Raw genomic sequence first — 23,692 nt, forward strand, 5'->3', positions numbered from 1 at the left:
CGCATTCGGCTAGATTCTTATCAGCGAACATTGTTCCCAATTAAGGAGCGAGCATGGCTGTTATCGAAACCAGCGGCCTGACCAGGACCTACGGTGACCGCACCGTGGTCGATTCCGTCGATCTCGAGGTGGATGCGGGCCGGGTCCACGCCCTGCTCGGCCCCAACGGATCCGGTAAGACCACCACCGTCCGGATGCTGGCCACCCTGCTGCGCCCGACCGGCGGATCCGCCCGGATCGCCGGGTACGACGCGGTCCGCGAGGCCCGCGAGGTGAAACGCCGCATCGGCCTGGTCGGGCAGTTCCATGCCGTCGACCCCCGGCTCACCGGCGCCGAGAACCTCGTCATGTTCGGCCGACTGAACGGCCTGCCCGCCCGCCGGGCCCGTGCGCACGCCCGCGAACTGCTCGAGCGGTTCGATCTCACGTCCGCCGCGGACCGTCCGGCGCGGGAGTACTCCGGCGGGATGCGCCGGCGCCTGGATATCGTCGCCGCGATGGTGGTGCGCCCGGCCGTGCTGTTCCTGGACGAACCCACCACCGCGCTCGATCCGCGCAGCCGCAACCAGATCTACGGCTGTATCACCGAATTCGTCGCGGAGGGCACTGCCGTCCTGCTCACCACCCAGTACCTGGAGGAGGCCGCCCGCCTGGCGGATACGGTCACCATTCTCGACGCGGGCCGGGTGGTGGCCGCCGGCACACCGCACGACCTCACCGCCGAGATCGGGGGCGGTCTGGATATCGTCGCGGACGCGCACCGCGGCGACGACATCACCGCGGTGCTGGCCGATTTCGGCGGTGTGCCCGCCGCGCACGGCGATTCCGATCTCCCGGACAGCGCGACCCTGTCGTATTCGTTTCCGCGGGCCGATATCCCGCTGCTGCCGATCCTGCGCGCCCTCGACACCGCCGGTATCGATGTGCACGATATCGGCCGCCGCCGCGCCACCCTCGACGATGCCTTCCTCGCCCTGACCGGCCCGACCCCGAGGACCACCCGATGACCGCACCCACCCCGCGCCCGCCCACCCCGGCCGCCGCCGTCCGGACCACGTTCGTCCGTATCCTGCTGTCCTACAAACACTCTCCCGGACTACTGGCGGTGACCCTCGCCGCACCGGCGGGCATGATGCTGCTGTTCGGATTCGTCTTCGGCGGCGCACTCGCCGGAACCGCCGACGCGGCCGCCTACCGGTCGTATCTCACGCCCGGGGTGCTGGTGCTGGTCGCGGCGATGGGTCTGGCCGCCACCGCCGCCACCGCGAATTCGGATCTGAGCAGCGGGCTCACCGACCGGTTCCGGGCCCTGCCGCTCCCCGCGGTGGCGGTGCCCGCCGGGCTCGCGCTCGCCGAAACCGTCACCGGCGGCCTGGCCCTGCTGCTCATGTCGGGTGTCGGGCTGCTGGCGGGCTGGCGGATCGACGCCGGGCCGGCGGCCCTCGCCGGGGCGATCGCGCTGCTGCTGGTGTTCCGGTTCGCGCTCGGCTGGGCCGGAATCTGTCTCGGCGCCGCGATCCGGGACGAGCAGATGTTGCAGCAGGTCGCGCCGCTGATCTTCGGGACGATCATGTTCTCGAATATTTTCGTGCCCACCGAGTCCATGCCCGCGGCGCTTCGGGCTGTGGCGGAGTGGAATCCGGTGAGCGCCGTGGTCGCCGCGCTACGCGAACTGTTCGGGGCGCCGGGAGTGGTGGCCGAAGGCGCCGCGTGGCCCCTGCGGGAACCGGTCGCGGCGGCGTGGGGCTGGATAGCGGTGACAGTGCTGCTGACGGTTCCGGTGGCGGTCCGGAACTACGGCTCCGCACGGGCCCGAGCGTGACCCGGGCCCGGGCTCACGACGATACGCGGTCGCTGTCGCCGAGCGCATCGGACAGTGCGGTCAACTGGGCGTTGCGGTACACCCGCGAAACACCGGCGCCCGGCTCCACCAGGTCGAACCCGTGGTAGGCGCCCGGCACCTCGTACAGGGTGCAGGCCACCCCGGCCGCGCGCAGCCGGGCCGCGTAGGCGACATCCTCGTCGTAGAACAGGTCATTGGTGCCCACACCGATCCAGGCGGGCGGCAGCCCGGCCAGATCGTCGCAGCGGCCCGGCGCCGCCAGCACCGGGACCTCCCCGCTCATGGCGGCGGCGCCGAGATAGGACGACCACCCGAACCGGTTGTTGCGCCGGCTCCACATGCGCATCCGGCGCGGATCCAGCTCCGCGCGCGCCGAGGTCCGGTCGTCGATCATCGGATAGGACAGCAACTGGAAGGCCGGCCGGATCTCACCGCGCTGGCGGGCCAGCAGGGTCAGCGCCGCGGCCAGCCCACCGCCGGCGCTCTCCCCCGCGACCGCGATGCGCTCGGGGTCGATATCGGGTTGCGCGGCCAGCCAGCGCAGACCCGCGTAGCAGTCGTCGAGCGGGAGAGGATAGGGATGCTCGGGCGCCAGCCGGTATTCCACCGAGGCCGCGACCATCCCGAGCCGCTCGGCCACCAGCCGGCAGAACCGGTCGCCCATCGCGGCATTGCCGATCACATATCCGCCGCCGTGGACGAACAGCAACCCCGGCACGCGTCCACCCGACGCGGCGGGCCGGAACACCCGGACCGTCACCCGGTCGTCGACCCGCTCGATGGTGCCGCCCTCCGGCCGGGCCCGGGCCGCGCGCGCGGTGACCCGGCGGATGAAACCGAGGGTGCGCGGGTTCACGACGGTCCGTGGCAGGAACCGCGCCCGCCGTAGCTCGGGGTGGAAGACGTTGTCCGACGCCATCGTCGCGTCCGTTCTCTCGTATCGGACCGGTACCGCGTCCGGCCTGCCCACGCAGCGTACGCCGATGCCGTCCGGCCGACGGCAAAACCGTTTGCCGGGAGTGCTACCGGATCGGCACCCTGGACCGATGCCGATCACACTGCCACTCGAGGTGACCACCACTATCCGCACGGTTTTCGGACAGCGCGGCGCGGACTGGCTGGCCGATCTGCCCCGGATGGTCGCCGACCGGTGCCGGGACTGGGAACTCGAGGTGATCGGGACGTCGTTCGAGGGCGGCACCCACTCGTTCGCGGCGCCGGTCCGCCGCGGCGACGGCACGGTCGCGGTACTGAAGATCCCGGTCGTCGACGAGGAGGATCTCGGCGAAACGGCCGCCCTGTACCGGTACGGCGGCGACGGCGCCGTCCGGCTGTTCGACTACCACCCCGGCAGCGCCGCGCTGCTGCTCGAATGGGCGGTCCCCGGCACCCCGCTCGTATCGCAACCGGAGATTCCGCTGGAAGGCCTGCCGGAACACCGCGACCGGATCCGGCTCGCCTGCGCCCTCTACCGGCGGCTGCGCCGGCCGCCCGGCGACCTCCCGGACGGGTTCCCCCCGCTCCCGCTGGTCGCCGATATCGTCGCGGGCTGGACGCGCCGGCTCGCGGACGCGCCACCGGCCGGGTATCTCGACGACAGGATGCTCGGCCTGGCCCGCGACCGCTGCGCCGCTCTCGCCGAACCGGACGGGCCGCTGCTGATCGTCAATCGCGATACGCATCTGGGCAATATCGTGGCCGCCGAGCGGGAACCGTGGCTGCTGATAGATCCGAAGGGCTATCTGGGCGAGGCCGCTTTCGACGCCGGTTTCCTGCTCATGAAACAGGTGGAGACCGATCCCGGTTCCACCGGCGTCCCGGAGATGGTGGCCACCACCGCCGACGCCCTCGGGGTGGATCGGGCGCGCGCCCGGGACTGGGCGCTGATGCGCGCCGTGGAGGAGATCATCTGGTCGGTCGACGACGGCCGGCCGGCCGACGCGGCGCGGTACCGGCGGGTCGCCGAGGCGCTGAGTCGATCGGAGTGCTGAACCGATCGGAGTGCTGAGCCGATCGGAGTGAGGCCGCCGGGCGAGCCGGCCCCGGCGCGGGGACGTGCCGCGGCCAGTACAGTTGGCGCGCAGCCCGATTCGCCACCGATCCACCTCGTCCGGAAAGGATCCGATGATCACCGTTCTGGGAAGCGGAATCGCGGGAACCGCACTCGCCGGGGCACTGTCGAAGTCCGGCCGTCCGGTCACCGTCTACGAACAGCGCGCCGGCGGAGGCGGCGGGGCGTTCCTGATCCTCGACGGTCGCGGCCATCGCAGTCTCGTCTCCCTCGGAGTGCCGCAGGAGCAGCTGCACGCGGCGTCGTATCCACTGACCGAACTGCAGTACACACGCGGCGACGGGGTCACCCGGCGACGCCCCGCCGAGGGGCACCGGTTCTGGCTGCGTAGTGATCTGATCGCGGTGCTGAACCGGTTCGCACTCGACGCGGGCGCCGCTATCGAGTACGGCAACCCGGTCGAGGAGGTGGCGGTCGACGCTTCCACCGGACATACCACCCTGCGGATCGGCGACCGCGCGGTCACCGCCCGGGACCTGGTGATCGGCGCCGACGGTATCGACTCGGTGGCGCGGGCGGGGACCGAACCGGGCCGCACCCCCGAATACGCGGGTGACGTCGTGATCTACGGAATGACCGCGACACCCGTGGAATGCCCCACCGACCCGTTCGTCCTGCATTTCCATGCCGAAGACGCGGCCGCCGGCCGCCCCGCCACCACCTTCGGGCATATCTGGCGCCCCGGCGCCGACGCCGCCCTCTGGTTCCTGCGCATCGAACGGGAACCCCTGCCGCCCGGCGAGATCGGGATCGTCCCGGTGGACCGCTGGGCCCGGGCGGTGACCGCGGCGGCTCCCCGCTCGATCCGGGACCTGACCGAGCTACTGGTCGCGGCCACCGACCAGGTCCATGTTTCCAACGCGCGCGATGTCACGCTCGCGACCGCGGCGGCACCGGCCGCCCCGGTGATCCTCGTCGGCGATGCCGACCACGCCATCACGCCCGCCGCCGGGGTGGGGGCTCGCGAAGGTATCGAGGATATCGAGGCGGTGCACCACGCGATCGTCACCGGCGGCTCCCCGGCCGAGGCCATGCTCACCCGCCGCCGCGCGATCACCGAGGAGCGGGCGCGGGTGGCCCGCCGGATGCGGGCGTGAGCACCGCCGGACCAGGCGCTGTCACGACCCCGGCCGGCCGTCGTCCTTGACCACCGTCAGATCCGGGCCGAAACCGGCCGGGCGGGCGTTGTCGATGGTGAAGGTGACCCGGTCGGGACGGTACCGGTCGTCGCCGTATTCCAGGGGTACCCCGTCGGAGGACAGGGTGCGCCGCCGCTCCCGCAGCAGTGGCGCACCCGGCGCTGTCCCCAGCAACGCCGCGTCCTCGGCGTCCGCGCCGATCGCGTCGATGGTGTGGCGGGCCGCGTGCAGGTCCACACCCCGGTCCGCGAGGGAGGCGTAGATCGAGGCGGTATCGGGGTCGAAATCGAACAGCAGGCGTCCGACGTCTTCCACGAAGGCGGCACGTTCCAGCATCACCGGTTCACCGTCGAGCGACCGCAGGCGCAGCAGTTCGATCACCGGTGCGCCCGCCTCGATTCCCAGTTCGGCCGCGACGACCGCCGACGCGTCGCGGCGCGCGATCTCCAGGGTGCGCTGGCCGGGCGTCCGGCCCATCCGCCGCGCCCACGCGGTGAACGACAGCAGCGTTTCGAACGGCTGACCCAGCGCGGCATCGCGTACCACCGGCGGTTTCCCCCGGCCGCCCGCGATCAGGCCTTCGTGCCGCAGGGTGGCCAGCGCGGTGCGGACGGTGCCGCGCGACGCCCCGAATTCCGCACACAGGCGCGCCTCGGACGGCAGCGCGGCGCCGGGGGCGAGTTCGCCCCGGACGATCCGGTCACGGAGCGCCGCGGAAACGCGGGCGTGCAGCGTCGGGGTCACGACATCCTCTCGATCGGGTCGGCCTCAGCGGAGGCATTCTTGACCAGACAAGTATCGCCGGACAGCGCAGCGAGGACCAGAGACAGCGCCGCCAACTGCTCGAACATCCGGTGAACTTATCTATACAAGTTGCCGAAGCTCCTTGATGCGGCCGGTCCGCGATGCCACGCTTCACCCATGCCGGTCTCCCCTGAACCCACCTCCGCCCTCCCGGACGGCCCCGTCGACCTCGCCGTCGTCGGCGCCGGGATCGTCGGCCTCGCCCACGCCGTCGATGCCGCCGAACGCGGTATGCGGGTCGCGGTGGTCGAACGCGACGCCCGCGCGGTGGGGGCGTCGATCCGCAATTTCGGGCATATCTGCGCCACCCCGCAGACCGGAATCGCGCTCGACTACGCGTGGGCCGCCCGCGAGAAATGGCTGCGGCTCGGCGAACTCGCCGGCTTCGAGGTCGCCCGCGCGGGCACGCTGGTGGTGGCACGCGGCGACGCCGAACAGGCGGTCCTCGAGGAGTTCGCCGCGCAACGCGGCAGCGATCAGGCCCGCCTGCTGACCCGCGACGAGGCGGGCCGGATGTTCCCGGCGGCCGCCCACCCGGACAGTGCTGTCACCGGCGCCGCCCACCTGCCGCTGGACCTGCGAGTCGACCCGCGCGCCGCCGTCCCCGCCCTCGCCGCCTGGCTGGCCGCCCGCGGCGTCACCTTCACCTGGCACACCCAGGCCGCCGCCGTTTCGGCGGGCGCGGTACACACCGCCCGCGGCGACCTGGCCGCGACCGCGATCGTGCACGCCACCGGTCACGATATCGACCGGTTGTTCCCCGCGATCGCCGAAGAGCACGGTGTGCGCCGCTGCCGCCTGCAGATGCTCGAGGTCGCCCCGCCCGGCGAGGTGCGAATCGCCCCGGCCGTCCTCACCGGCCACTCCATGCTCCGCTACGGCGGCCTGGCCGCCACCTCGGCGGCGGCGCGGGTCCGTGCCGAGATCACCGAGCGGGCCCCGGAAACGCTCGAGGTCGTGATGAACCTGATGCTCACCCAGCGCCCCGACGGGTCGATCGTCCTGGGCGATACCCACCACTACGCCCGCACCCATCTCCCGTTCGACGAGGAATGGGTGAGCGAGCTGGTGCTGCGCGAGGGCGCCCGGCTGTTCGCCACCGAGCGGCTCACGGTGCGGCGCCGCTGGCGCGGCGTCTACGCCGACTCCCCCGCCACCGATTTCCTGATCGCCACCCCGGCGCCCGGCGTCCGGGTCGTCTCGGTGACCTCGGGGATCGGGATGACCACGGCCCTGGGTCTGGCCCCCACCGTGCTCGACGATCTGGTCTGAGCCGGGAACGCCCGGCGGCGAACGCGAACGGTCCGGTGCCGTACGGCACCGGACCGCCCGGAATCCGGACCCGCGCCGCTATCCGGCCGCGGTGACGATGGTCGCGGTGATCTCACCCGGATGCGATACCAGCGAGGCGTGCGAGGAGTCGAGTTCGCTGGTCTGCGCGCCCATCCGCCCCGCCATGAAACGCTGCGAGGCCGGCGGGATCACCCGGTCCTGCCCCGACACCACATACCAGCTCGGCTTCTCCGCCCAGGACGGCGGACCGGACGGCTGGACATTGGCCACCACCGCGATCGACTTCTGATGCGCGAGCATCTGCGCCGCGGTCGCGTCGTCGACGTCCTGGGCGAACACATCGTGGAAGCGATCCGGCGCCACATAGCCGTCCAGATTGCGTCCCGCGACCCCCTGCGGATCGTCCACCAGTTCCACCTGCAATGTCGGCGGCAGCAGTTCGCTGCCCGGGAAGCGGATCGGGTCGAGCAGCAACTGCGCGACCTCCCCCTGAGCCGGCGCGAAGGCCGCCACATACACCATGGACCGGATATCGGGGTCGTGCACATTCGTGATCACGAACCCGCCGTAGGAGTGCCCCACCAGCACAATCGGACCCTCCACGGTATCGAGGGTGCGCTGGATGGCGGCCGCGTCGTACCCGGGCCCGCGCAAGGGGTTCTCCGGAGTGAGGACCTGATACCCCTGACCGCGCAGTTGCGCGGCGACCCCGTCCCAGCTGGTCGGGTCGGCGAAGGCGCCGTGCACCAGCACCACCGTCGGCTTCGGCGCGGCCGCCGCGGGAACGGCGGCGGCGGTCGCCGCGACCAGCGCGAGGATCAGGGCGAACAGAGCGGTACGCAGCATGCGGATGATGGTCATGGTTTCCCTGTCCGGTCTCGATCGGTTTCTCACGAATTCGAGCAGGCCGGCGCCATGACTCCGGGCGCCGCAGAAGCGATACGGCTAGCCAGTGTAACGCGGCGGGTCCACCGGCACAGGGTTCGTTGCGAGCCCGCGACCAGGTCGTGATCGGCGGTCGCCGGCGCCGGGAACGGGACGCTCGACGAACCCTTCGCCACCGACCACATTCCCGCCCGGCTCGCTCTGATCCGAATCGTTGACACCACCGGCGCCCGGGCACGGCCGGAGCCGCACGCGGGTCACCGCAGGGGCCCTGGCCAGCCGGGACCGGTAACCGCGAGATCGTGACGGCGATCCCGCCCGAACCCCACGGCATGCCGGACCGCAGCCGGAACCACCCCGTGCACCGGAGGTCCGGCGTTCACTCCACACCACTCGCGTACGCACAGGGAACGGGAGACCATGGCACAGCAACTACATCTCGGCGTCGCGCTGGACGGGGCCGGCTCGCATCCGGCCGCATGGCGGGAGCCGAATTCCAGACCGGCCGAACTCTTCACCCCCGGATACTGGGCCGACCTCGCCGCGACCGCACAGCGCGGGCTGTTCGACTTCATCAGCATCGAGGACAGCCTGGCGGTTCCCGGTTCCGGCGCCACGGCGGACCGCGTCGGAGCCAGAATCGACGCCCATCTGATCGCCGCCCGCCTCGCCCCCGTCACCCGGGGTATCGGTCTCATCCCGACCGTGACCACCACCCACACCGAACCGTTCCATATCTCCACGGCGGTCGCGACGCTCGACTACACCTCGAACGGCCGGGCGGGCTGGCAGGCCCGCATATCGGCGACAGCCGCGGAAGCGGCTCATTTCGGACGCCGCACCGTCCCCGAACTCACGGGTACCGAGATCGCCCGGGCCCATACCGAGGGCACCTTTCCCGAGCCCGTACACGAATTGTTCGCGGAGGCCGCCGACGCCGTGGACGTGGTCCGGCGGCTGTGGGACAGCTGGGAGGACGACGCCGAGATCCGCGATATCGCGACCCGGCGGTTCATCGATCGCGACAAACTGCACTACATCGATTTCGAAGGCCGCTATTTCAGCGTCCGGGGGCCGTCGATCACCCCGCGGCCGCCGCAGGGGCAGCCGGTGGTGGCCGCACTCGCCCATGCGCCGTTGATCTACGAATTCGCCGCGCGCGGCGCCGATCTCGTCTTCGTCACACCGACCCTCGACACCGGACCCCGGCCGATACTCGAACAGGTCGCCACGGCCGCCGCCCGGATCGGCCGCGGCGGTGAACCGCTGCGCGCCTACGCCGATCTCGTGGTGTTCCTCGATACCGCCGCGGAGCCGGGGCCGAGCCGCCTGGCCAGGTTGAACGAGACCGCCGGCCTCGACTTCGCCTCGGACGCGGCGATCTTCGCGGGCAGCGCCGAATCGCTCGCCGATCTGCTCGCCGACTGGAGCGATCGGGGAGTCGACGGATTCCGGCTGCGACCAGGTGTCGCCGTCGACGATCTCGGCGCCCTCACCGACGAACTGATTCCTCTGCTGCAGCGCCGCGGTGTATTCCGCACGGAATACCCGGACGAGTCCCTGCGCGCGCTACTCGGCCTGCCCACCACCGTCCCCAACCGTTACGCGACCGCCTGAAACGAGGTCACCATGAGCACTCCCCGCAAGCAGGTCATCCTCGGCGCCTATCTCGGCGGCGTCAACCACCACACCGCCTGGTGGCACCCCGAAGCCGGCAGCCAGATCGAATTCGGCAGCTTCGAGCACACCGCCCGCACCGCCGAGCGCGGCAAATTCGACTTCTTCTTCCTCGCCGAGGGTCTCGTCCTGCGCGAACGCGCGGGCCGGATCTTCGACCAGGACATCATCGGCCGCCCGGACACCTTCACCGTCCTCGCCTCGCTCGCCGCGGTCACCGACCATCTCGGCCTGGCCGGCACGATCAACGCGACCTTCAACGAGCCCTACGAACTGGCCCGCCGGTTCGCCAGTCTCGACCATCTGTCCGGCGGCCGCGCCGCCTGGAACGTGGTGACCTCCTTCGACGCGTTCACCGGCGCGAACTTCCGCCGCGGCGGTTTCCTGGACCCCGCCGACCGGTACGTGCGGGCCGGGGAGACCGTGACCGCGGTCCGGCGGTTGTGGGACTCCTGGGCGGACGGGGATATCGTCGCGGACAAGGAATCCGGCCGTTTCCTGAACCGTCCGGAAGCCGGAACGTTCGCCTTCCACGGCGAGCAGTTCGATATCTCCGGCCGTTTCACCGTCCCGCGCAGCCCGCAGGGCCGCCCGGTGATCCTGCAGGCCGGCGTCTCGCCGCAGGGCCGCGATTTCGCCGCCGCCAATGCCGATGCGATCTTCTCCCCCTACGGCAAGCTCCCGGAGGCCGCCGACTTCTACCGCGATATCAAAACCCGCGCCGCCGCCGCGGGCCGCGCGCCCGACGAGATCAAGATCCTGCCCTCGGCAAGTTTCGTCCTCGGCGACACCGAGGCCGACGCCGTGGAGAAATACCACGCGATCCGGGACGAGCAGGTCACCGGACAGACGGCGCTGATCCTGCTCGAACAGATCTGGAACCGCGATCTGTCCGGCTACGACCCGGAGGGCCCGGTACCCGAAATCGATCCCGACCCCGACGCCCCGCCGATCATCCAGGGACGCGCGTTCCTGCACCAGGACCGCTTCGCCACGGTCCGGCGCCTGCGCGAGATCGCCGAGGCGAAGAAACTCACCCTCCGTGAAGTCGTGATCGACCAGTTCGAACGGGGACCGCTCGTGGGCACACCCGCCCAGGTCGCGGAGCATATCGACACCTTCGTCCGCGACGACGGCTCGGACGGTTTCATCCTCGGCTCCCACCTGGTCCCCTGGGGACTGGACGAGTTCGTCGACCAAGTGGTCCCCCTGCTCCAGGACCGCGGCGTCCTGCGCGCCGAGTACACCGGCACCACCCTCCGCGACAACCTCGGCCTCCCCCTGCCGTCCGCCGCGCCCACGGTTACGGCCGGTTAGGCGGAACCCGGCAGCCCCTTGCCACCACGACCGCAGGAGAGCAGGGTGAAGAGACCGGTGGCGCCACCGGGGCGTTGCCCCGAGCAGAGAGGGGGTGGATCGTGTTCGCCCGATCTACCACCATTCAGGCGCAGCCCTCGGCCATCGACGCCGGGATTGCGCATATGCGAGAGAGCGTCCTGCCCGCACTCCGGGAAATCCCCGGCTGCGTCGGCCTGTCCCTGCTGGTCGACCGGGACAACGGCCACTGCATCGCCACCAGCGCCTGGGAGTCCGCCGACGCCATGCACGACAGCATGGACCAGGTCGGCCCGATCCGCGACCGCATGCTCGCCATCTTCGGCGGCGGCGCGCAGGTCGAGGAATGGGAGATCGCCGGCCTGCACCGCGCCCACCACACCGGCGAAGGCGCCTGCGTCCGCGCGACCTGGGTCAAAACCGATCCCAGCCGCCTCGAGTCCGCCGTCGAGATCTACCGCGCCGCCACCCTGCCCGCCATGGAGGACCTGGAAGGGTTCTGCAGCGCGAGTCTCATGATCAACCGCAAATCCGGCCGCGCCGTCTCCTGCACCACCTACGACACCGCCGAAGCCATGCGAGCGGGCCGCGAGCAGTCGGCAGCCCTGCGCGTCGACGCCGCCCGCCGCACCGGAGTCGAAGCCCTCGACGTCCGCGAATTCGAACTGGCCCTTGCCCACCTCCGCGTCCCGGAAATGGCCTGACCTCGATAAAACACAGCTGACCGGGGCCGGAGTTCCCTCCGAATCCGGCCCCACCAACCGTGCCCACCGGCGAGCAATGGCAGCGACCGTCAGCTATGCGGCACCGCGGAAGTTCGACGAGGAGACCCGTGCTCGGCCGGTGAGGACGCATCAAGACGGGATCCATGAGCACGGTGACTTGAACCGTCAAATCATTGATATCGGCGAACCCCATCCACCGCACCCGGTGTCATCCCGGCTTGGGACGAGCCAAGCGGACACATGGGTTACCGAGCGGCGACCGGCCGCGCGATACTCGGTCATCCACTACGCTGACCCTGCTGTACCGAATCGACCCCTGCACGAATCGAATTCGTGCCTTCCCGCAAGACCGGAGGCCGCGAGTGGGTTTTCAAACACCGCTGTACGAACTGAGCGACTACCTCGAACGAACAATATGCGGGAAAATCCAGCTCCCCGACTTCCAGCGCGGATACAAATGGGAGGACGAGCGGATCCGCCAGCTGCTCGTCACCATCCTGCGCGGTCACCCGCTCGGCGTGGTGATGCTCCTCGAGACGGGAAACGACCAGATCCGGTTCAAACCGCGGCCGATCGAAGGCACGAACGTCGATCCCGGTACGCCCGCCGAGTCTCTGCTGCTCGATGGCCAGCAGCGGCTGACCTCCCTCACCCAAGCACTCACCGGCGAGGGTGTCGTTCATACGATGGACAGTCGCGGCAAGCGGATGGACCGTCGCTATTACATCGACATGTCCCTGGCAGTACAGGGGGAAGATCGCTTGGACGAAGCGGTCTTATCCCTTCCCGGCGACGGGATCGAGCGCACCAATTTCGGCAAGGACATCCTTCGAGATGTTTCCACACCGGACAAGGAGCGGGCCGCGGGGCTTTTTCCGGTATCCCTGATCTTCGGCGACGCCATGTCCTGGCTCTTCGAGTACGAGGATCGCGATCTGGTGCGAGAATTCAACAGCGCGATTCTGAAACCGGCTGCTTCATACAACATCCCAGCGATAGAACTGGACAAGAGCACCAGCAAGTCGGCAGTCGCGACGGTCTTCGAGAAGGTGAATGTCGGCGGATTGTCGCTGAATGTGTTCGAACTTCTCACCGCCGCGTTCGCTGGTGATGCGGATTATTTCCGAGACCACGGGACAGACTTCCGGCTCAACGACGACTGGAAGGAAACACAGTCGAAGTTCGCCTCTCACCCGGCGCTTTCCGGGCTGGAGAACACCGACTTCCTACAGGCTGTTACGCTTCTCGCCACCCGAAGGCGCAACCTCGAATACTCGGGCAAGCGTCCCCCGGCGATTTCCGCCAAGCGCGAAGATGTGTTGAAGCTGACGCTGGACGACTACCTCGAATGGGCTCCACCGTTGCGGGAGGCATTCATCTGGGTGTCGGACTTCCTTGCCGACCGGCACATCTTCGGCACCCGCTTCCTTCCCTATCCGAAGCAGCTGGTGCCGCTGGCCGCGATACGGGTCGTCATGGGCCGAGAGGCCGACCTACTGGGCCCCCGGGAGAAACTCGTGCGCTGGTTCTGGTGCGGAATCCTCGGTGAACTGTACGGCGGCGCGATAGAGACTCGCTTCGTTCGCGATCTGGAACAAGTTCCGGGGTGGGCAAGGGGCGATGCGGCCGCGCAGATCCCCAATACCGTCAACGATGCGACATTCGTCGAATCCCGCCTTCATTCCCTCCGCACACGCCAGGCGGCTGCATACAAGGGCATCTACGCGCTGTTGCTCGGCAACGAGGCCCGTGACTGGATGGAAGACAAGGCGCTCGACAAGGTGCAATACACGAGCCTGGCCGTCGACATCCATCACATCTTCCCGAAGAAATGGTGTGACAGTCAGAAAATCGACGACGAGCGGCGGGAAAGCATCGTGAACAAGACCGCCATCTCGGCGGTCACGAACCGTACTATCGGCGGGTCGGCTCCTTCGGTCTATCTCACGCAGATCGAAAAGAAGGCGCAGATCACCTCCGGTCGACTGAATGACCTGGTCGAGGCCCATCTGGTGCCTGCCGAGCACCTGCGCAATGACGATTTCGACGCCTACTTCGCACGCAGGCGCACACACCTATGTGAACTCGTCGAGAAAGCGATGGGCAAGGCAGTCCCGCGAGACGTGGGTCACGGGGCGGAGGAAGACTCCGCCCGATTCGAGATCTCGGAAATCGAGGAGTTGCGCGATGAAGTCGAATGACTTCACCGGCACCACTGCGGCATCGACCATGACCGGCGACAGTTGAGTCTCGTGCAACGTGTACGTGTAGCTGATCCGGCCGACTCGGGTGCCCAGGGGTGAGCTCTAATCTTCATGATCGCGACCGAAAATGGAGGGATGTGAAGCTCACAGAGACTCTTTCGCTGCGCGCGGTCGCGGTGCGCCGTGTCGAACAACCGTGCACCCGGATCGTGTGAAGCTACGTATTCGTTTCGTTCTCAGTCGGCTCGATCCACGCCGCGACCCCTACGGCGCCACGGGCAAGCCTGCGACGACCGGAGGTCACCAGGGCGGCTGTCCTGGTCTTCGCGGCGTTAAGCGCCTCGGCGATAGTGGCGTGCTCGGCGGGATCCCACAGACCCACTTGCAGATTGCGTGATGCGACGAACCGATCGAGCAGTTCCTCGAGGTCCGTGCGCTGCCTGGTCAACTTCCGTGCGACGAGTTTGTGGTGAGCCTCGCTGGGTTTCAGAACCGCCTGGGTACCGATCACTTCGCGCAGCCGGCCCACCAGATCGGTGTCTGCGGTGTACTGCTCACGCAGAATGGCGCGAGCGCTGACGAGAGTCTGGTCCAGGTGGTCGGGTTCGATCGTTCGTACCTGTTCGAGCCTCAATTTTTGCCACAGGAACAGCGATTTCTGCGCTACTACCAGGAGTTGCAGCGTCTCATCGAGTCGATTCTTTCGCAGCACCGATTCGAGTTGATCGGCACGCTTCGACGGACTGCTCCCAGCCGTCAGCGTTTCCAACTGCTTCACCGCGTGCACCCGCAGTCGCTCGACCCCGGTTTCGAGGTCAGGGCCCAGGCCTGCCACCGACGACCAATCGGTGGCCGACAGCGCATCACCACTCGCCAACGCCTGAACCTTCCGGGCCAGCAGCCGGTGGTGCCCGTAGATATCGCCGATCCGTTCGGCCGAGGCCAGTCGGAGCACCTCGTCGAGCTTGTCTTCGATCACATCGAGATGCTCGTGGATCTTGTCGAACTGCGCACCCATCGCAGCTTCCAATGCGACAAGGGCAGCCGTATGGGACCCGAAAGCAGCCGGATTCGGGATGCGGGAGTGCGACACGATCTTGTAGCTATTCTTAGGGTCTCGAACCATACGGTGGTACGTCACAACGGGTTTCTCACGCGGCGACTGCACAGCTCGCCCGATCAGATACGCCGAACCAACGGGACGGGAACCGAATATCTTCACCGCCGCCTGCGCCAGAGCCATTCCCGACGTGACCGGCACCGGCGAGACATCCCAGTCTCTGGTGAACGCGGCGATCGCCTCTTCGGGCCCTACGAGCGCGACGCCGAAGTCGTCCTCGACAACCACCAAGTCGGCCGTACGCTCTCCGGTGGCCTCTGCCGACCGACCCGAGACCTGATCATCCATGTGCAGCCCTTCCCTGAAACCCGCAGTCGACAGGCGGGAGCCCGCTCCTCTTCCCGACGATGATTGTGCCGCACTGGTGCGACTGAGTTCGATGGTTCGGCTGCAGAGTCCGATGGCGTCCGGCGGTGCCAGGGCCCGGCTGCAACCGCAAGCCGTCCCAATCCACGCCCGCGACCGCAGCCACCGGCAGTACCCCACACTTCACCGAGCAGAGCCGGTTCTCGACACCACCCCCCGCCCCCGGTATGCATGACCGCGTGGGTAACCGCCGAGATCAGATCAAACGCGTGGCCGCCGGCCTGTTCGTCGAGAACGGGGTGGCGGGCACCAGCGTCCGGGATATCGCCGAGGGTGTCGGCATGCTGTCCGGCAGCCTGTACCACCATTTCCCGTCCAAGGACGCCATCGCCTTCGCGATCCTCAACGATTTCCTGATCGACCTGAACGCCCGCTACCGCTCGGTGCTTCCGCACGTCAACGGGATGCGCGAGGAACTGCGAGCCCTGGTCCACTCGTCGATCGAGATCGCCGACGCGCACCCGTACGCCACGGAGATCTACCAGAACGAGAGGGCCTACCACGGCCCGGACGCTCCGGCGGAGATCGCGGAGGCGGTCCGCACCGCGCATACCTTCTGGATCGATGCGGCGACCAGGGCGAGTGCCGACGGTGAATTGCGGGCGGGGCTGGACCCGGTGGAGTTCGCGCGGATGCTGCGCGAGGGCGTGTGGTGGTCGATCCGCTATCACCGGGAGCATCTGTCCGAGCGGCAGGACGAGGTGACCGATACCGTCGTCGCCGCGTTCGTCGACGGGGGTGCGGCGACGGAGGCCCGGGCGGACAGCGGAACGTCCGGCGACTCGGTGGCCGACCGGCTCGACCGCATCGAGCGCCGTCTCGAACAACTCTCGAACGCCCTGCTCACCGACTCGTAGGCGGATCCGCCGCCGCGAAGGCATTGACAGCGGGAGTGGCGCAGGACACACTATCGAGCAATCGCTTGGCTAGAACCAAGCGGTTGCTTGATTCAGTGTGTTCGATCGGTGGTAGCTCATGAGACGGACCCGGATTCTTTCCGGAGTGCTGGCCGCGGTTCTGATATCGGCGGGATGTGCCCAGGTACGGGAGCCGGTGGACGAGTACATCGTCCTCGGGATGGACGAGGATTCGACCGGGCCGGGTGCGTCGTATTCGACGATCGCCGGTGACACCGTGCGCGCCGCGGTCGGAAAACTCAACGCGGAAGGCGGAATCGGCGGCAAAGAGGTCCGCCTGGTGGTGGAGAACGACGAGAGCAGTCCGACGAATACGCCCTCGATCATCCGCAAACTCGTCGATCAGGGCGCGTCCGCGATCATTCTCGCCACCGGCAGCGGCTCGGCACTGCAGGCCAAGCAGGTGTCACAGTCGACGGAGATCGTGACCATCGCGCCGACCTCGCTGACCGACGCGGTCGCGGGGGCGCCGGGCAACGAGTTCGCCTATATGGTGCCGAATCCGCTGGCCCAGTACGCGGAGGTCTACTGCGGGGCGTTCGCGGCGCAGGGCAAGAAGCGGCTCGGCATCATCGCCGATTCCAGTCCGGCGATCGCGGGCATCCTCGCGACACTGTCCCCGAAGCTCACCGAGTGCATCGATGTCGTGAGTACGCAGAAGGCTGCCGTCGACACCGCCGACCTCACCGCCGCGACCAGCCGGCTGCTGGACAGCGATCCGGATGTGGTGCTGGTCGCCAGCGTCGGTGGGCATTTCGAGTTACTGGCCCAGAACACGATTCACCGGCTGGCCCCGAAACTCCAGCGGTTCTCGCTGGCCTCGATCGGTAACCAGCCCGAATCGTGGAAACTCGCCGCACCCGGCTCCCTCGACGGTCTCGTCTACATGGGCAGCCTCAGCGACGACAATCCCCGGACCGCCGAGCTGGAATCCTGGCTGCGCACCGTCAAAGGGCCCGACTACTCTCTGACGGCCTACGACGCACAGGCCTATGACTCGGTGATGCTGCTGGCCCGTGCGATCGAACTCGCGGGAACCCATACCGACCCGCACCGCCTCAACGACGCGATGCAACGGGTTCGCGATGTTCCGGCGAGCTTCGGCCAGACCCCGCTGACCCTGTCCTTCTCCCCCGATGACCACATCGCCCCCGATTCGGCCTGTGGGCTGGTGCTCGTCGAGTTCGGCGCGGACAACGTCCCGGCCGGGCCGTGGGAGCGGTACCAGCCGGAGTGCACTCCGCAGGGAGCCCGACGATGAGCGACCTCCAGTTGTGGCTCGCCGCAGCCGAGATCGGCTGCTTCTTCGCCCTCGTCGCACTATCGATCTACCTGGTCGTGGTGGGCGCGTCGTTCTTCAACTTCGCGGCCGGCCCGTACGCGATGGCCGCCGCGATGCTCACCGGATACGCGGCCGCTCGGTGGGGCGTGCCGATCCCGGTGGGTGCGGTACTCGGAATCGCGGTTGCCGTGGGTATCTCACTGCTCACCGAGGTCGTGGTGGTGCGGCCCGTCCAGCGACGCGGCGGCGGGGCCGAACTGCCCGCACTGGTCGCCGTCACCGCGACACTCTTCGCCATCCAGCAGCTCGCGGGCACGGTGTTCGGCCGGACCCCGGTGGCGGTGGCCAATCTGTTCCCGGTGCCGGATTTCCAGGTGGGTCCGGTATCGGTGCAGGGCACGACGGCGACGATTATCGTGACGACCCTGATCGTCCTGCTCGCCACGGTCTGGTGGTTGCGTGGCACCGCCACCGGACAGCTACTGCGTGCGGTCGGCGACAACCACGAGGCAGCGCGGATGATCGGCGTCGATGTCAATCGGGTCCGGTTGTGGGCGTTCGGTATCTCCGGGGCCGTGGCCGCGATCGCCGGAATCGTGTTCGCCGCCAAATCCGGCGCCCAGTTCACCAGCGGTTTGTCCTGGACGCTCACCGGGTTCCTGGCGCTGGTGGTCGGCGGTACCGGCAAACCGTGGGCGCCGTTGATCGGCGGGCTGGTACTCGGGTGGGTGCAGGTGTTCGGCAGCTTCTATTTCGGCGCGACCGGAAGTTCGATCGCGATCTTCCTGATCGCCCTGGTGTTCTTCGCCTTCCGTCCCGAAGGCCTGTTCCAGCGAAAGGTGCGCGTGTGATGAGCGTCGCCGTCAAACCCGCCGCGCGGACCGCGTTCGGCGAACTGGGCATCAGCCTCGCCGTCCTCGCCGTCGTACTGCTCTGGATGGGGCCGAGCCTGTACCGGCAGGACCTGGTTTTCCTGGCCGCCACCTATGCGCTGGTGGCGCTCGGGATGTACCTGCCGTTCGTGGTGGCCGGGACGCTGTCCATGGCCTACAGCGCGTACGCCGCGATCGGCGCCTACGCGGTGGCCTACCTCTCGGTGAAACAGGGAGTCTCACCGTGGTGGGGCTGGCTGGCCGGGATGCTGATCGCCGCCGTGGTCGCCCTCGTTCTGGCGGTCGCGACCCGGAAGCTGTCGGGTTTCTATCTCGCCGCGGTGACCCTGCTGTTCGCCATCGCCTTCGAGCACTGGCTCGGTGACACGACCACGATCACCGGCGGAGCCTCGGGTATCTCCGGAATCCCGGTCCCCTCCCTGTTCGGCTGGGATCCGCCGCGCTACGCGCAGGTGGTCGCCGCGATCGTCTTCGTCTGCGCGGTCGCGGTTCTCATCGACCGGTTGCGCCGGTCGGCCTGGGGGATCGCCCTGGCCGCCGCGCGGGAGAACGCGCCCGCGGTGCAGTCCACGGGCATCTCCCCCACCCATCTGACGGTGGTGGCGCTGGCCGTCGGCGCGGCGATCGCCGCGACCGGGGGCGCGCTGTTCACCGCGTCCGTGCAGGCGGTGACCCCGGAGACGTTCGGGCTGGACCTGGTGTTCCTCGCCATCTTCATGCCGATCATCGGGGGCCGTGGTTCGGCCTGGGGTGCTCCGCTCGGCGCGTTGATCGTCGTGGTCGTCACGCTGAACATGCCCGGATATCAGGGCTCGGGTGAGTTACTGCTGGCGGTGGTGGTGCTGGTGATCCTGCTGCTCGCGCCCGGCGGGGTTATCGGCTGGGCGGGCCGGATCCTGCCGCGGCTCCTGCCGTCCCGCGTACTGGACAGGAAGTGACAACGATGGCTACAGCGTCTCCGGTCCTGCTGTCGGTAACCGGGCTGACCAAACACTACGGCGGGGTGACGGCCGTCGACGACGTCGGTTTCGCGCTGCCCGCCGGCCGGGTCCTCGGACTGATCGGACCCAACGGCGCGGGGAAGACCACGCTGGTCGACTGCATCGTCGGCACCCAGACCCCGAGCGCCGGCACCGTGGAAGTGGACGGCCGCGCCCTGCGTTCCGGGCCCGCGGCACGGGCACGCGCGGGGCTGGCCCGGACGTTCCAGCATCCGCAGCTGGCCATGGAACTCACTCCGGTCGAGAACATCGTGCCCGGTGTCGTCGGCCGATCGATCGGGTCCTACGCCGCCTCGCTTCGTGCCCTGGTTCGCGGGGTCGCCGGCACACCCCGTTCGGCGCTGGCACGCGCGGCGGCGCTGGCCGACGAATACGGGGTCACCACCGAGCGGGTCCCCACCGGCAGCCTGGGACTCGGATCCCAGCGACTCGTCGAGATCGCGCGCGCCATGGCCGCCGAACCCCGGGTACTCCTGCTGGACGAACCGTTCGCGGGTTCCGATACCGACGGCATCGCCGCGATCTCCCGTGCGGTCCGCCGGGTCCGCGACGCCGGGCGCTCGGTGGTCCTGATCGATCACAATATCGATCTGATCGCCGAACTCGCGGACTCCGTCGTCCTGCTCGCCGACGGCGCCGTCGCGTTCACCGGCACCCCGCGGGACTGTATGCGCAGCCAGCAGATGCGGTCCGTGTATTTCGGGACTGCGCCCACCGAGGAGGCTCGATGATCACCGCCCGGGGACTGACCGTCCGCTACGGAAACGCCGTCGCGGTCCAGGACGTATCACTCGACGCGCCCTCCGGCGCTGTCACGGCGGTGGTGGGGCCGAACGGAGCCGGGAAGTCGAGCCTGCTCTCGGCGCTGTTCGGGAGCACACCCGCACGCGGCGCCGTCACGCTCGGCGACAACGACCTGGGCGGCACCGCGGCCCGGCACCGGCTGCGCGCGGGGGTCGCGTTCGTCCCGCAGGGACGGCAGTTGTTCCCGCGGCTCACGGTGCGCGAGAACCTGGAGATCGGCGCACGGGTGCTCGGTGTTCGTAACACCGTGCTGGACAGCGCGTTCGACCGGTTCCCGATTCTGCGCACCCGCTCGAAGCAACTCGCGGGCGTACTCTCCGGCGGCGAACAGCAGATGCTGTTGCTCGCCCGCGCCCTGCTCGTCCCGCCCAAGGCGCTGCTGCTCGACGAGATGACCACCGGTCTGTCACCGAAGATCGCCGGCGAACTACTCGACCGGGTCCGCGAGCTGGCGGATTCCGGGATCACGGTGATCGTGGCGGAACCCGCCCTGCATCGGGTCGAGCGGATCGTGGACCGTGGCTACGTGATGATCCGCGGCGCCCTATCCGGTCCGGAGACGAACTCCGGTGATCTCGCCACCGCGTACCGGGCCGCCATGGGTGTCCTGGAGGAAGCTCTGTGATGGACACCGCGCCTCTCGCCGAATTCACCTCCGCTCCGGAGACCTTCACCGGCTACTCGGTGAGCGAGCTGGTCCGGCACCGGGCCCGGACCTCGGGCGGCGAACCCGCCTACATCAGCCCGGACGGTGTCACCACCTGGGCCGAGTACGACGCGCTCGCCGACCAGGTCTGCGAATCACTTCGCGCGCTCGGTGATATCCCCGCTGCCACGGTGTATCTGCCCGATACCGCCGAATTCCACGCCGCGCTGGTCGGCCTCTATCGGGCCGGGATACTCGCGGTCGCCGTCGGGGCACGCTCCGGCGTCGCGGAGGTGGCGCATCTGATGTCGGCGTCCGGGTCCACCGTGCTCGTCACCACCAGCGATAACCGCGGCCGGCCGGTTTCGGACCTCATGCGGGACCTGGCGGCCAGAAACGCGACACCGGCCGATCTCGTCCTGATCGACGGCACGGAGATCACTACCCGCCGCGCCGACGGCCGGCCCCCGGCCGTTCCCCGCCCCGCGGCGGAATTCTCCGTGGACGATGTCTGCCTGCTCAACAGCACCTCCGGCACCACCGGCCGCCCGAAACTGGTGATGCAGACCCAGCGCCGCTGGAACGCCTTCGCGGCGATCGCCTGCCGCAATGCCGGTATGCGGCCCGGGGAGGTCGTCGCCGCGTTCGTGCCCGCGCCCTTCGGGTTCGGACTGTGGACCTCGCATTTCCTGCCCGCACTCCTCGGCCGGCCGGCGCTGGTGATGAACCGGTTCGATCCGGTCGCCGCGATCGACCTGATGGCCGAGCACCACGCGACGATTCTCATGTGTGTGAGCACCCAGTTCCGCATGATGTTGCAGACACCGGGCGGGGAACTGTCCCGCGCCGCGACGCTGCGGGTCATGTTCACCGGTGGTGAGGCCGTCCCCTACGCGGAGGCCGAACGTTTCGAACAGGCCACCGGGGCACTGGTCCTCCAGTTCTACGGCTCCAACGAGACCGGCGCGGCCAGTGCCACCACCATCGCCGACGACGACGAAACCCGCTTGGGCACCGGCGGGCACCTCATCGAGGAGATGAATGTCCGGATCCTCGACGACGGCACGAACCCCGGACCGGGCATCCGGCGCGGGCAACCCGCGGTACGCGGACCGCTGGTCTCCCCCGGCTACTGGAACGACGCCGCCGCGAACGCCGAACTGTTCACCGAGGACGGCTGGGTGTTGCTCGGGGATATCGTCGAAGTGGACGAATCCGACCGGCTGCGCGTGGTCGGCCGCCTCGCGGATCTGATCATTCGCGGCGGCAAGAATATCTCCGCACTCGAGGTGGAGGATTTCGTCCGCGAACATCCGGCGGTGGAAATGGTGGCCGCGGTCGGGATTCCGGATCCGATCTTCGGCGAACGCCTGTGCGCTGTGGTCACACTGTCTCCGGACGCCGCCGCCCTGACGCTCGATGAGCTGAACACCTGGCTACGCGACCGGGGAATCACCCGGGAATACCTACCGGAACGACTGCTGGTGGTCGGCGAGATGCCCCTCGCTCCCGGCGGAAAGATAGCGAAAGCACAGGTCAAGCAGGAAGCCGAGAGGAGTTATGCCGATGACTGACCGGGATCTCGACGGACGCACCGCCCTCGTCACCGGAGCCGCCCGCGGACAGGGTCGCGCGATCGCCCGGGCACTGGCCCGCCGCGGCGCCACCGTCTGGATCACGGACCTGTGCTCCCCCGGCGACACCGCCCCCTATCCGCTGGCCACCGGCGACGACCTCGCCGAGACGGCACGGTTGATCGGCGACGACGGCGGCACCTGCCGGTCGGCCGTCCTCGACGTCCGGGATTCCGGCGCCGTCACCGCACTCATCGAGGAGATCGCCGCGAAGTCGGGCGGGCCGGATATTCTCGTCACCTGCGCGGGCATCGTCGGATTCGCCCCGGCCGCCGATATATCCGACGCGATGTGGGCCGATATGCTCGCCACGAATCTGACCGGAACCTTCCACTGCGTCCGAGCCGCACTCCCCCATATGACCGCCGCCGGCGCGGGCCGGATCGTCGCCATCTCCTCCATGAGCGGGCGGCAGGGAACCCCCAACCTCGCCCACTATTCGGCGTCGAAATGGGGTGTGATCGGCCTCGTCAAATCCGTTGCCCTCGAATACGCGGAAACAGGCATCACCGCGAACGTGGTATGCCCCACGAACGTCGACACCCCCATGCTCCACAACCCGGCCATGTACTCACTGTTCGCCCCCGACCTCGACGATCCCACCCGCGACCAGGTCGTCGACCGCTACGCCCGCATGAGCCCCATGCGCATCCCGTGGTGCCCGCCCGAGGCGATCGCCGACGCCGTCGATCACCTAGTCGGCGATTCCGGCCGATACGTCACCGGTTCGGTCCTCGAGATCGGCCTCGGTGCCTCCGCCCGAATGCCCTGAGCGGGACATCCTCGACCCGATTGTCGAGCGCAACGACTCGTCACACGCTCCATCGGCTTGGTGACCACACAAGCAGAATCAGCCGCATCGGACACTCAGGTCATGAATCGAAGGGGGCGCAGATCGGGAGGTTCGCTGCTCCAGATGCGCACGGATCCCCAATCCCCTTCAACTCGGTAGCCCCAATCGAGAGCTACGAGGGAATCTATATTGCCGTAGTCTTCGCATCCAGAGGCGTCTGCATATTTCCGGAACGACCTTCTTTCCCATTTCGACCTGGT

The 23,692-nt window shown here is 68.7% G+C and carries 21 protein-coding genes; 17 read left to right on the forward strand and 4 right to left on the reverse strand.

Annotated elements, in window-relative coordinates:
* Positions 1 to 53: 53 nt before the first annotated feature.
* Complete coding sequence (locus ACZ6SF_RS26160; protein ID WP_466065340.1) at positions 54 to 1,007, forward strand: ATP-binding cassette domain-containing protein; 954 nt, start codon at positions 54 to 56, stop codon at positions 1,005 to 1,007.
* Positions 1,004 to 1,822: an ABC transporter permease gene (locus ACZ6SF_RS26165; protein ID WP_466065342.1), complete on the forward strand. Its 819-nt coding sequence runs from the start codon at positions 1,004 to 1,006 to the stop codon at positions 1,820 to 1,822. The genes ACZ6SF_RS26160 and ACZ6SF_RS26165 overlap by 4 nt, the downstream gene beginning before the upstream one ends.
* Before the next feature lie 13 nt (positions 1,823 to 1,835).
* Here ACZ6SF_RS26165 and ACZ6SF_RS26170 read toward each other — a convergent pair whose 3' ends face one another.
* Positions 1,836 to 2,762, reverse strand: coding sequence for an alpha/beta hydrolase (locus ACZ6SF_RS26170; RefSeq protein ID WP_466065344.1), 927 nt, complete (start codon positions 2,760 to 2,762; stop codon positions 1,836 to 1,838).
* Positions 2,763 to 2,889: 127 nt separating this feature from the next.
* On the opposite strand from ACZ6SF_RS26170, the gene ACZ6SF_RS26175 reads away from it, so the two are divergent.
* Positions 2,890 to 3,834: an aminoglycoside phosphotransferase family protein gene (locus ACZ6SF_RS26175; protein ID WP_466065346.1), complete on the forward strand. Its 945-nt coding sequence runs from the start codon at positions 2,890 to 2,892 to the stop codon at positions 3,832 to 3,834.
* A 133-nt stretch (positions 3,835 to 3,967) separates the two neighbouring features.
* On the forward strand, positions 3,968 to 5,011 hold the full coding sequence (locus ACZ6SF_RS26180; protein WP_466065348.1) for an FAD-dependent monooxygenase: 1,044 nt from the start codon (positions 3,968 to 3,970) through the stop codon (positions 5,009 to 5,011).
* Positions 5,012 to 5,032: 21 nt separating this feature from the next.
* Here the strand turns inward: ACZ6SF_RS26180 and ACZ6SF_RS26185 are convergent, their stop codons facing one another.
* Complete coding sequence (locus tag ACZ6SF_RS26185) at positions 5,033 to 5,797, reverse strand: GntR family transcriptional regulator (protein ID WP_466065349.1); 765 nt, start codon at positions 5,795 to 5,797, stop codon at positions 5,033 to 5,035.
* Between the two features lie 177 nt (positions 5,798 to 5,974).
* Here ACZ6SF_RS26185 and ACZ6SF_RS26190 point away from each other — a divergent pair, with 177 nt between their 5' ends.
* Entirely contained in the window at positions 5,975 to 7,129 is a 1,155-nt protein-coding gene (locus ACZ6SF_RS26190) for a TIGR03364 family FAD-dependent oxidoreductase (protein WP_466065351.1), read from the forward strand.
* 78 nt (positions 7,130 to 7,207) lie between these two features.
* On the opposite strand, the gene ACZ6SF_RS26195 is transcribed toward ACZ6SF_RS26190, so the two are convergent.
* The gene (locus tag ACZ6SF_RS26195; RefSeq protein ID WP_466065353.1) at positions 7,208 to 8,011 is read right to left on the reverse strand and encodes an alpha/beta hydrolase; all 804 of its coding nucleotides are present in this window, start codon (positions 8,009 to 8,011) and stop codon (positions 7,208 to 7,210) included.
* Positions 8,012 to 8,455: 444 nt separating this feature from the next.
* On the opposite strand from ACZ6SF_RS26195, the gene ACZ6SF_RS26200 reads away from it, so the two are divergent.
* The 4 genes from ACZ6SF_RS26200 to ACZ6SF_RS26215 all read left to right on the forward strand — a co-directional run bounded on the left by ACZ6SF_RS26200 (position 8,456) and on the right by ACZ6SF_RS26215 (position 13,973).
* Positions 8,456 to 9,652: an LLM class flavin-dependent oxidoreductase gene (locus ACZ6SF_RS26200; protein ID WP_466065355.1), complete on the forward strand. Its 1,197-nt coding sequence runs from the start codon at positions 8,456 to 8,458 to the stop codon at positions 9,650 to 9,652.
* Between the two features lie 12 nt (positions 9,653 to 9,664).
* Positions 9,665 to 11,029, forward strand: coding sequence for an NtaA/DmoA family FMN-dependent monooxygenase (locus tag ACZ6SF_RS26205; protein ID WP_466065357.1), 1,365 nt, complete (start codon positions 9,665 to 9,667; stop codon positions 11,027 to 11,029).
* A gap of 101 nt (positions 11,030 to 11,130) precedes the next feature.
* Positions 11,131 to 11,751 (forward strand): antibiotic biosynthesis monooxygenase, encoded by a 621-nt coding sequence (locus ACZ6SF_RS26210; protein WP_466065359.1) that lies wholly within the window; start codon positions 11,131 to 11,133, stop codon positions 11,749 to 11,751.
* Between the two features lie 383 nt (positions 11,752 to 12,134).
* A complete protein-coding gene (locus ACZ6SF_RS26215) occupies positions 12,135 to 13,973 on the forward strand; it encodes a GmrSD restriction endonuclease domain-containing protein (protein ID WP_466065361.1) in 1,839 nt (612 codons plus the stop codon).
* 220 nt (positions 13,974 to 14,193) lie between these two features.
* On the opposite strand, the gene ACZ6SF_RS26220 is transcribed toward ACZ6SF_RS26215, so the two are convergent.
* Positions 14,194 to 15,384 (reverse strand): hypothetical protein, encoded by a 1,191-nt coding sequence (locus ACZ6SF_RS26220; protein ID WP_466065363.1) that lies wholly within the window; start codon positions 15,382 to 15,384, stop codon positions 14,194 to 14,196.
* A gap of 257 nt (positions 15,385 to 15,641) precedes the next feature.
* Between ACZ6SF_RS26220 and ACZ6SF_RS26225 the strand changes: the two genes are divergently transcribed.
* The 8 genes from ACZ6SF_RS26225 to ACZ6SF_RS26260 all read left to right on the forward strand — a co-directional run bounded on the left by ACZ6SF_RS26225 (position 15,642) and on the right by ACZ6SF_RS26260 (position 23,411).
* A complete protein-coding gene (locus tag ACZ6SF_RS26225) occupies positions 15,642 to 16,319 on the forward strand; it encodes a TetR/AcrR family transcriptional regulator (RefSeq protein ID WP_466065365.1) in 678 nt (225 codons plus the stop codon).
* A gap of 118 nt (positions 16,320 to 16,437) precedes the next feature.
* Positions 16,438 to 17,640: an ABC transporter substrate-binding protein gene (locus ACZ6SF_RS26230; protein ID WP_466065367.1), complete on the forward strand. Its 1,203-nt coding sequence runs from the start codon at positions 16,438 to 16,440 to the stop codon at positions 17,638 to 17,640.
* The gene (locus ACZ6SF_RS26235; RefSeq protein WP_466065369.1) at positions 17,637 to 18,512 is read left to right on the forward strand and encodes a branched-chain amino acid ABC transporter permease; all 876 of its coding nucleotides are present in this window, start codon (positions 17,637 to 17,639) and stop codon (positions 18,510 to 18,512) included. The genes ACZ6SF_RS26230 and ACZ6SF_RS26235 overlap by 4 nt, the downstream gene beginning before the upstream one ends.
* Positions 18,512 to 19,492, forward strand: coding sequence for a branched-chain amino acid ABC transporter permease (locus ACZ6SF_RS26240; protein ID WP_466065371.1), 981 nt, complete (start codon positions 18,512 to 18,514; stop codon positions 19,490 to 19,492). Before ACZ6SF_RS26235 ends, ACZ6SF_RS26240 begins: the two co-directional genes overlap by 1 nt.
* A gap of 5 nt (positions 19,493 to 19,497) precedes the next feature.
* Entirely contained in the window at positions 19,498 to 20,286 is a 789-nt protein-coding gene (locus ACZ6SF_RS26245) for an ABC transporter ATP-binding protein (protein ID WP_466065373.1), read from the forward strand.
* The gene (locus tag ACZ6SF_RS26250) at positions 20,283 to 20,984 is read left to right on the forward strand and encodes an ABC transporter ATP-binding protein (RefSeq protein WP_466065375.1); all 702 of its coding nucleotides are present in this window, start codon (positions 20,283 to 20,285) and stop codon (positions 20,982 to 20,984) included. The genes ACZ6SF_RS26245 and ACZ6SF_RS26250 overlap by 4 nt, the downstream gene beginning before the upstream one ends.
* Positions 20,984 to 22,579 (forward strand): class I adenylate-forming enzyme family protein, encoded by a 1,596-nt coding sequence (locus tag ACZ6SF_RS26255; protein WP_466065377.1) that lies wholly within the window; start codon positions 20,984 to 20,986, stop codon positions 22,577 to 22,579. Before ACZ6SF_RS26250 ends, ACZ6SF_RS26255 begins: the two co-directional genes overlap by 1 nt.
* Complete coding sequence (locus ACZ6SF_RS26260; protein ID WP_466065379.1) at positions 22,572 to 23,411, forward strand: mycofactocin-coupled SDR family oxidoreductase; 840 nt, start codon at positions 22,572 to 22,574, stop codon at positions 23,409 to 23,411. The genes ACZ6SF_RS26255 and ACZ6SF_RS26260 overlap by 8 nt, the downstream gene beginning before the upstream one ends.
* Positions 23,412 to 23,692 lie beyond the last annotated feature (281 nt).

The organism is Nocardia sp. NPDC049935, from assembly GCF_055586645.1.

Coding starts and splice junctions, on each gene's coding strand:
- ACZ6SF_RS26160 (WP_466065340.1), top strand. CDS start 54: ATGGCTGTTATCGAAACCAGCGGCCTGACCAGGACCTACGGTGACCGC.
- ACZ6SF_RS26165 (WP_466065342.1), top strand. CDS start 1,004: ATGACCGCACCCACCCCGCGCCCGCCCACCCCGGCCGCCGCCGTCCGG.
- ACZ6SF_RS26170 (WP_466065344.1), bottom strand. CDS start 2,762: ATGGCGTCGGACAACGTCTTCCACCCCGAGCTACGGCGGGCGCGGTTC.
- ACZ6SF_RS26175 (WP_466065346.1), top strand. CDS start 2,890: ATGCCGATCACACTGCCACTCGAGGTGACCACCACTATCCGCACGGTT.
- ACZ6SF_RS26180 (WP_466065348.1), top strand. CDS start 3,968: ATGATCACCGTTCTGGGAAGCGGAATCGCGGGAACCGCACTCGCCGGG.
- ACZ6SF_RS26190 (WP_466065351.1), top strand. CDS start 5,975: ATGCCGGTCTCCCCTGAACCCACCTCCGCCCTCCCGGACGGCCCCGTC.
- ACZ6SF_RS26195 (WP_466065353.1), bottom strand. CDS start 8,011: ATGACCATCATCCGCATGCTGCGTACCGCTCTGTTCGCCCTGATCCTC.
- ACZ6SF_RS26200 (WP_466065355.1), top strand. CDS start 8,456: ATGGCACAGCAACTACATCTCGGCGTCGCGCTGGACGGGGCCGGCTCG.
- ACZ6SF_RS26205 (WP_466065357.1), top strand. CDS start 9,665: ATGAGCACTCCCCGCAAGCAGGTCATCCTCGGCGCCTATCTCGGCGGC.
- ACZ6SF_RS26220 (WP_466065363.1), bottom strand. CDS start 15,384: ATGGATGATCAGGTCTCGGGTCGGTCGGCAGAGGCCACCGGAGAGCGT.
- ACZ6SF_RS26230 (WP_466065367.1), top strand. CDS start 16,438: ATGAGACGGACCCGGATTCTTTCCGGAGTGCTGGCCGCGGTTCTGATA.
- ACZ6SF_RS26235 (WP_466065369.1), top strand. CDS start 17,637: ATGAGCGACCTCCAGTTGTGGCTCGCCGCAGCCGAGATCGGCTGCTTC.
- ACZ6SF_RS26240 (WP_466065371.1), top strand. CDS start 18,512: ATGAGCGTCGCCGTCAAACCCGCCGCGCGGACCGCGTTCGGCGAACTG.
- ACZ6SF_RS26245 (WP_466065373.1), top strand. CDS start 19,498: ATGGCTACAGCGTCTCCGGTCCTGCTGTCGGTAACCGGGCTGACCAAA.
- ACZ6SF_RS26250 (WP_466065375.1), top strand. CDS start 20,283: ATGATCACCGCCCGGGGACTGACCGTCCGCTACGGAAACGCCGTCGCG.
- ACZ6SF_RS26255 (WP_466065377.1), top strand. CDS start 20,984: ATGGACACCGCGCCTCTCGCCGAATTCACCTCCGCTCCGGAGACCTTC.
- ACZ6SF_RS26260 (WP_466065379.1), top strand. CDS start 22,572: ATGACTGACCGGGATCTCGACGGACGCACCGCCCTCGTCACCGGAGCC.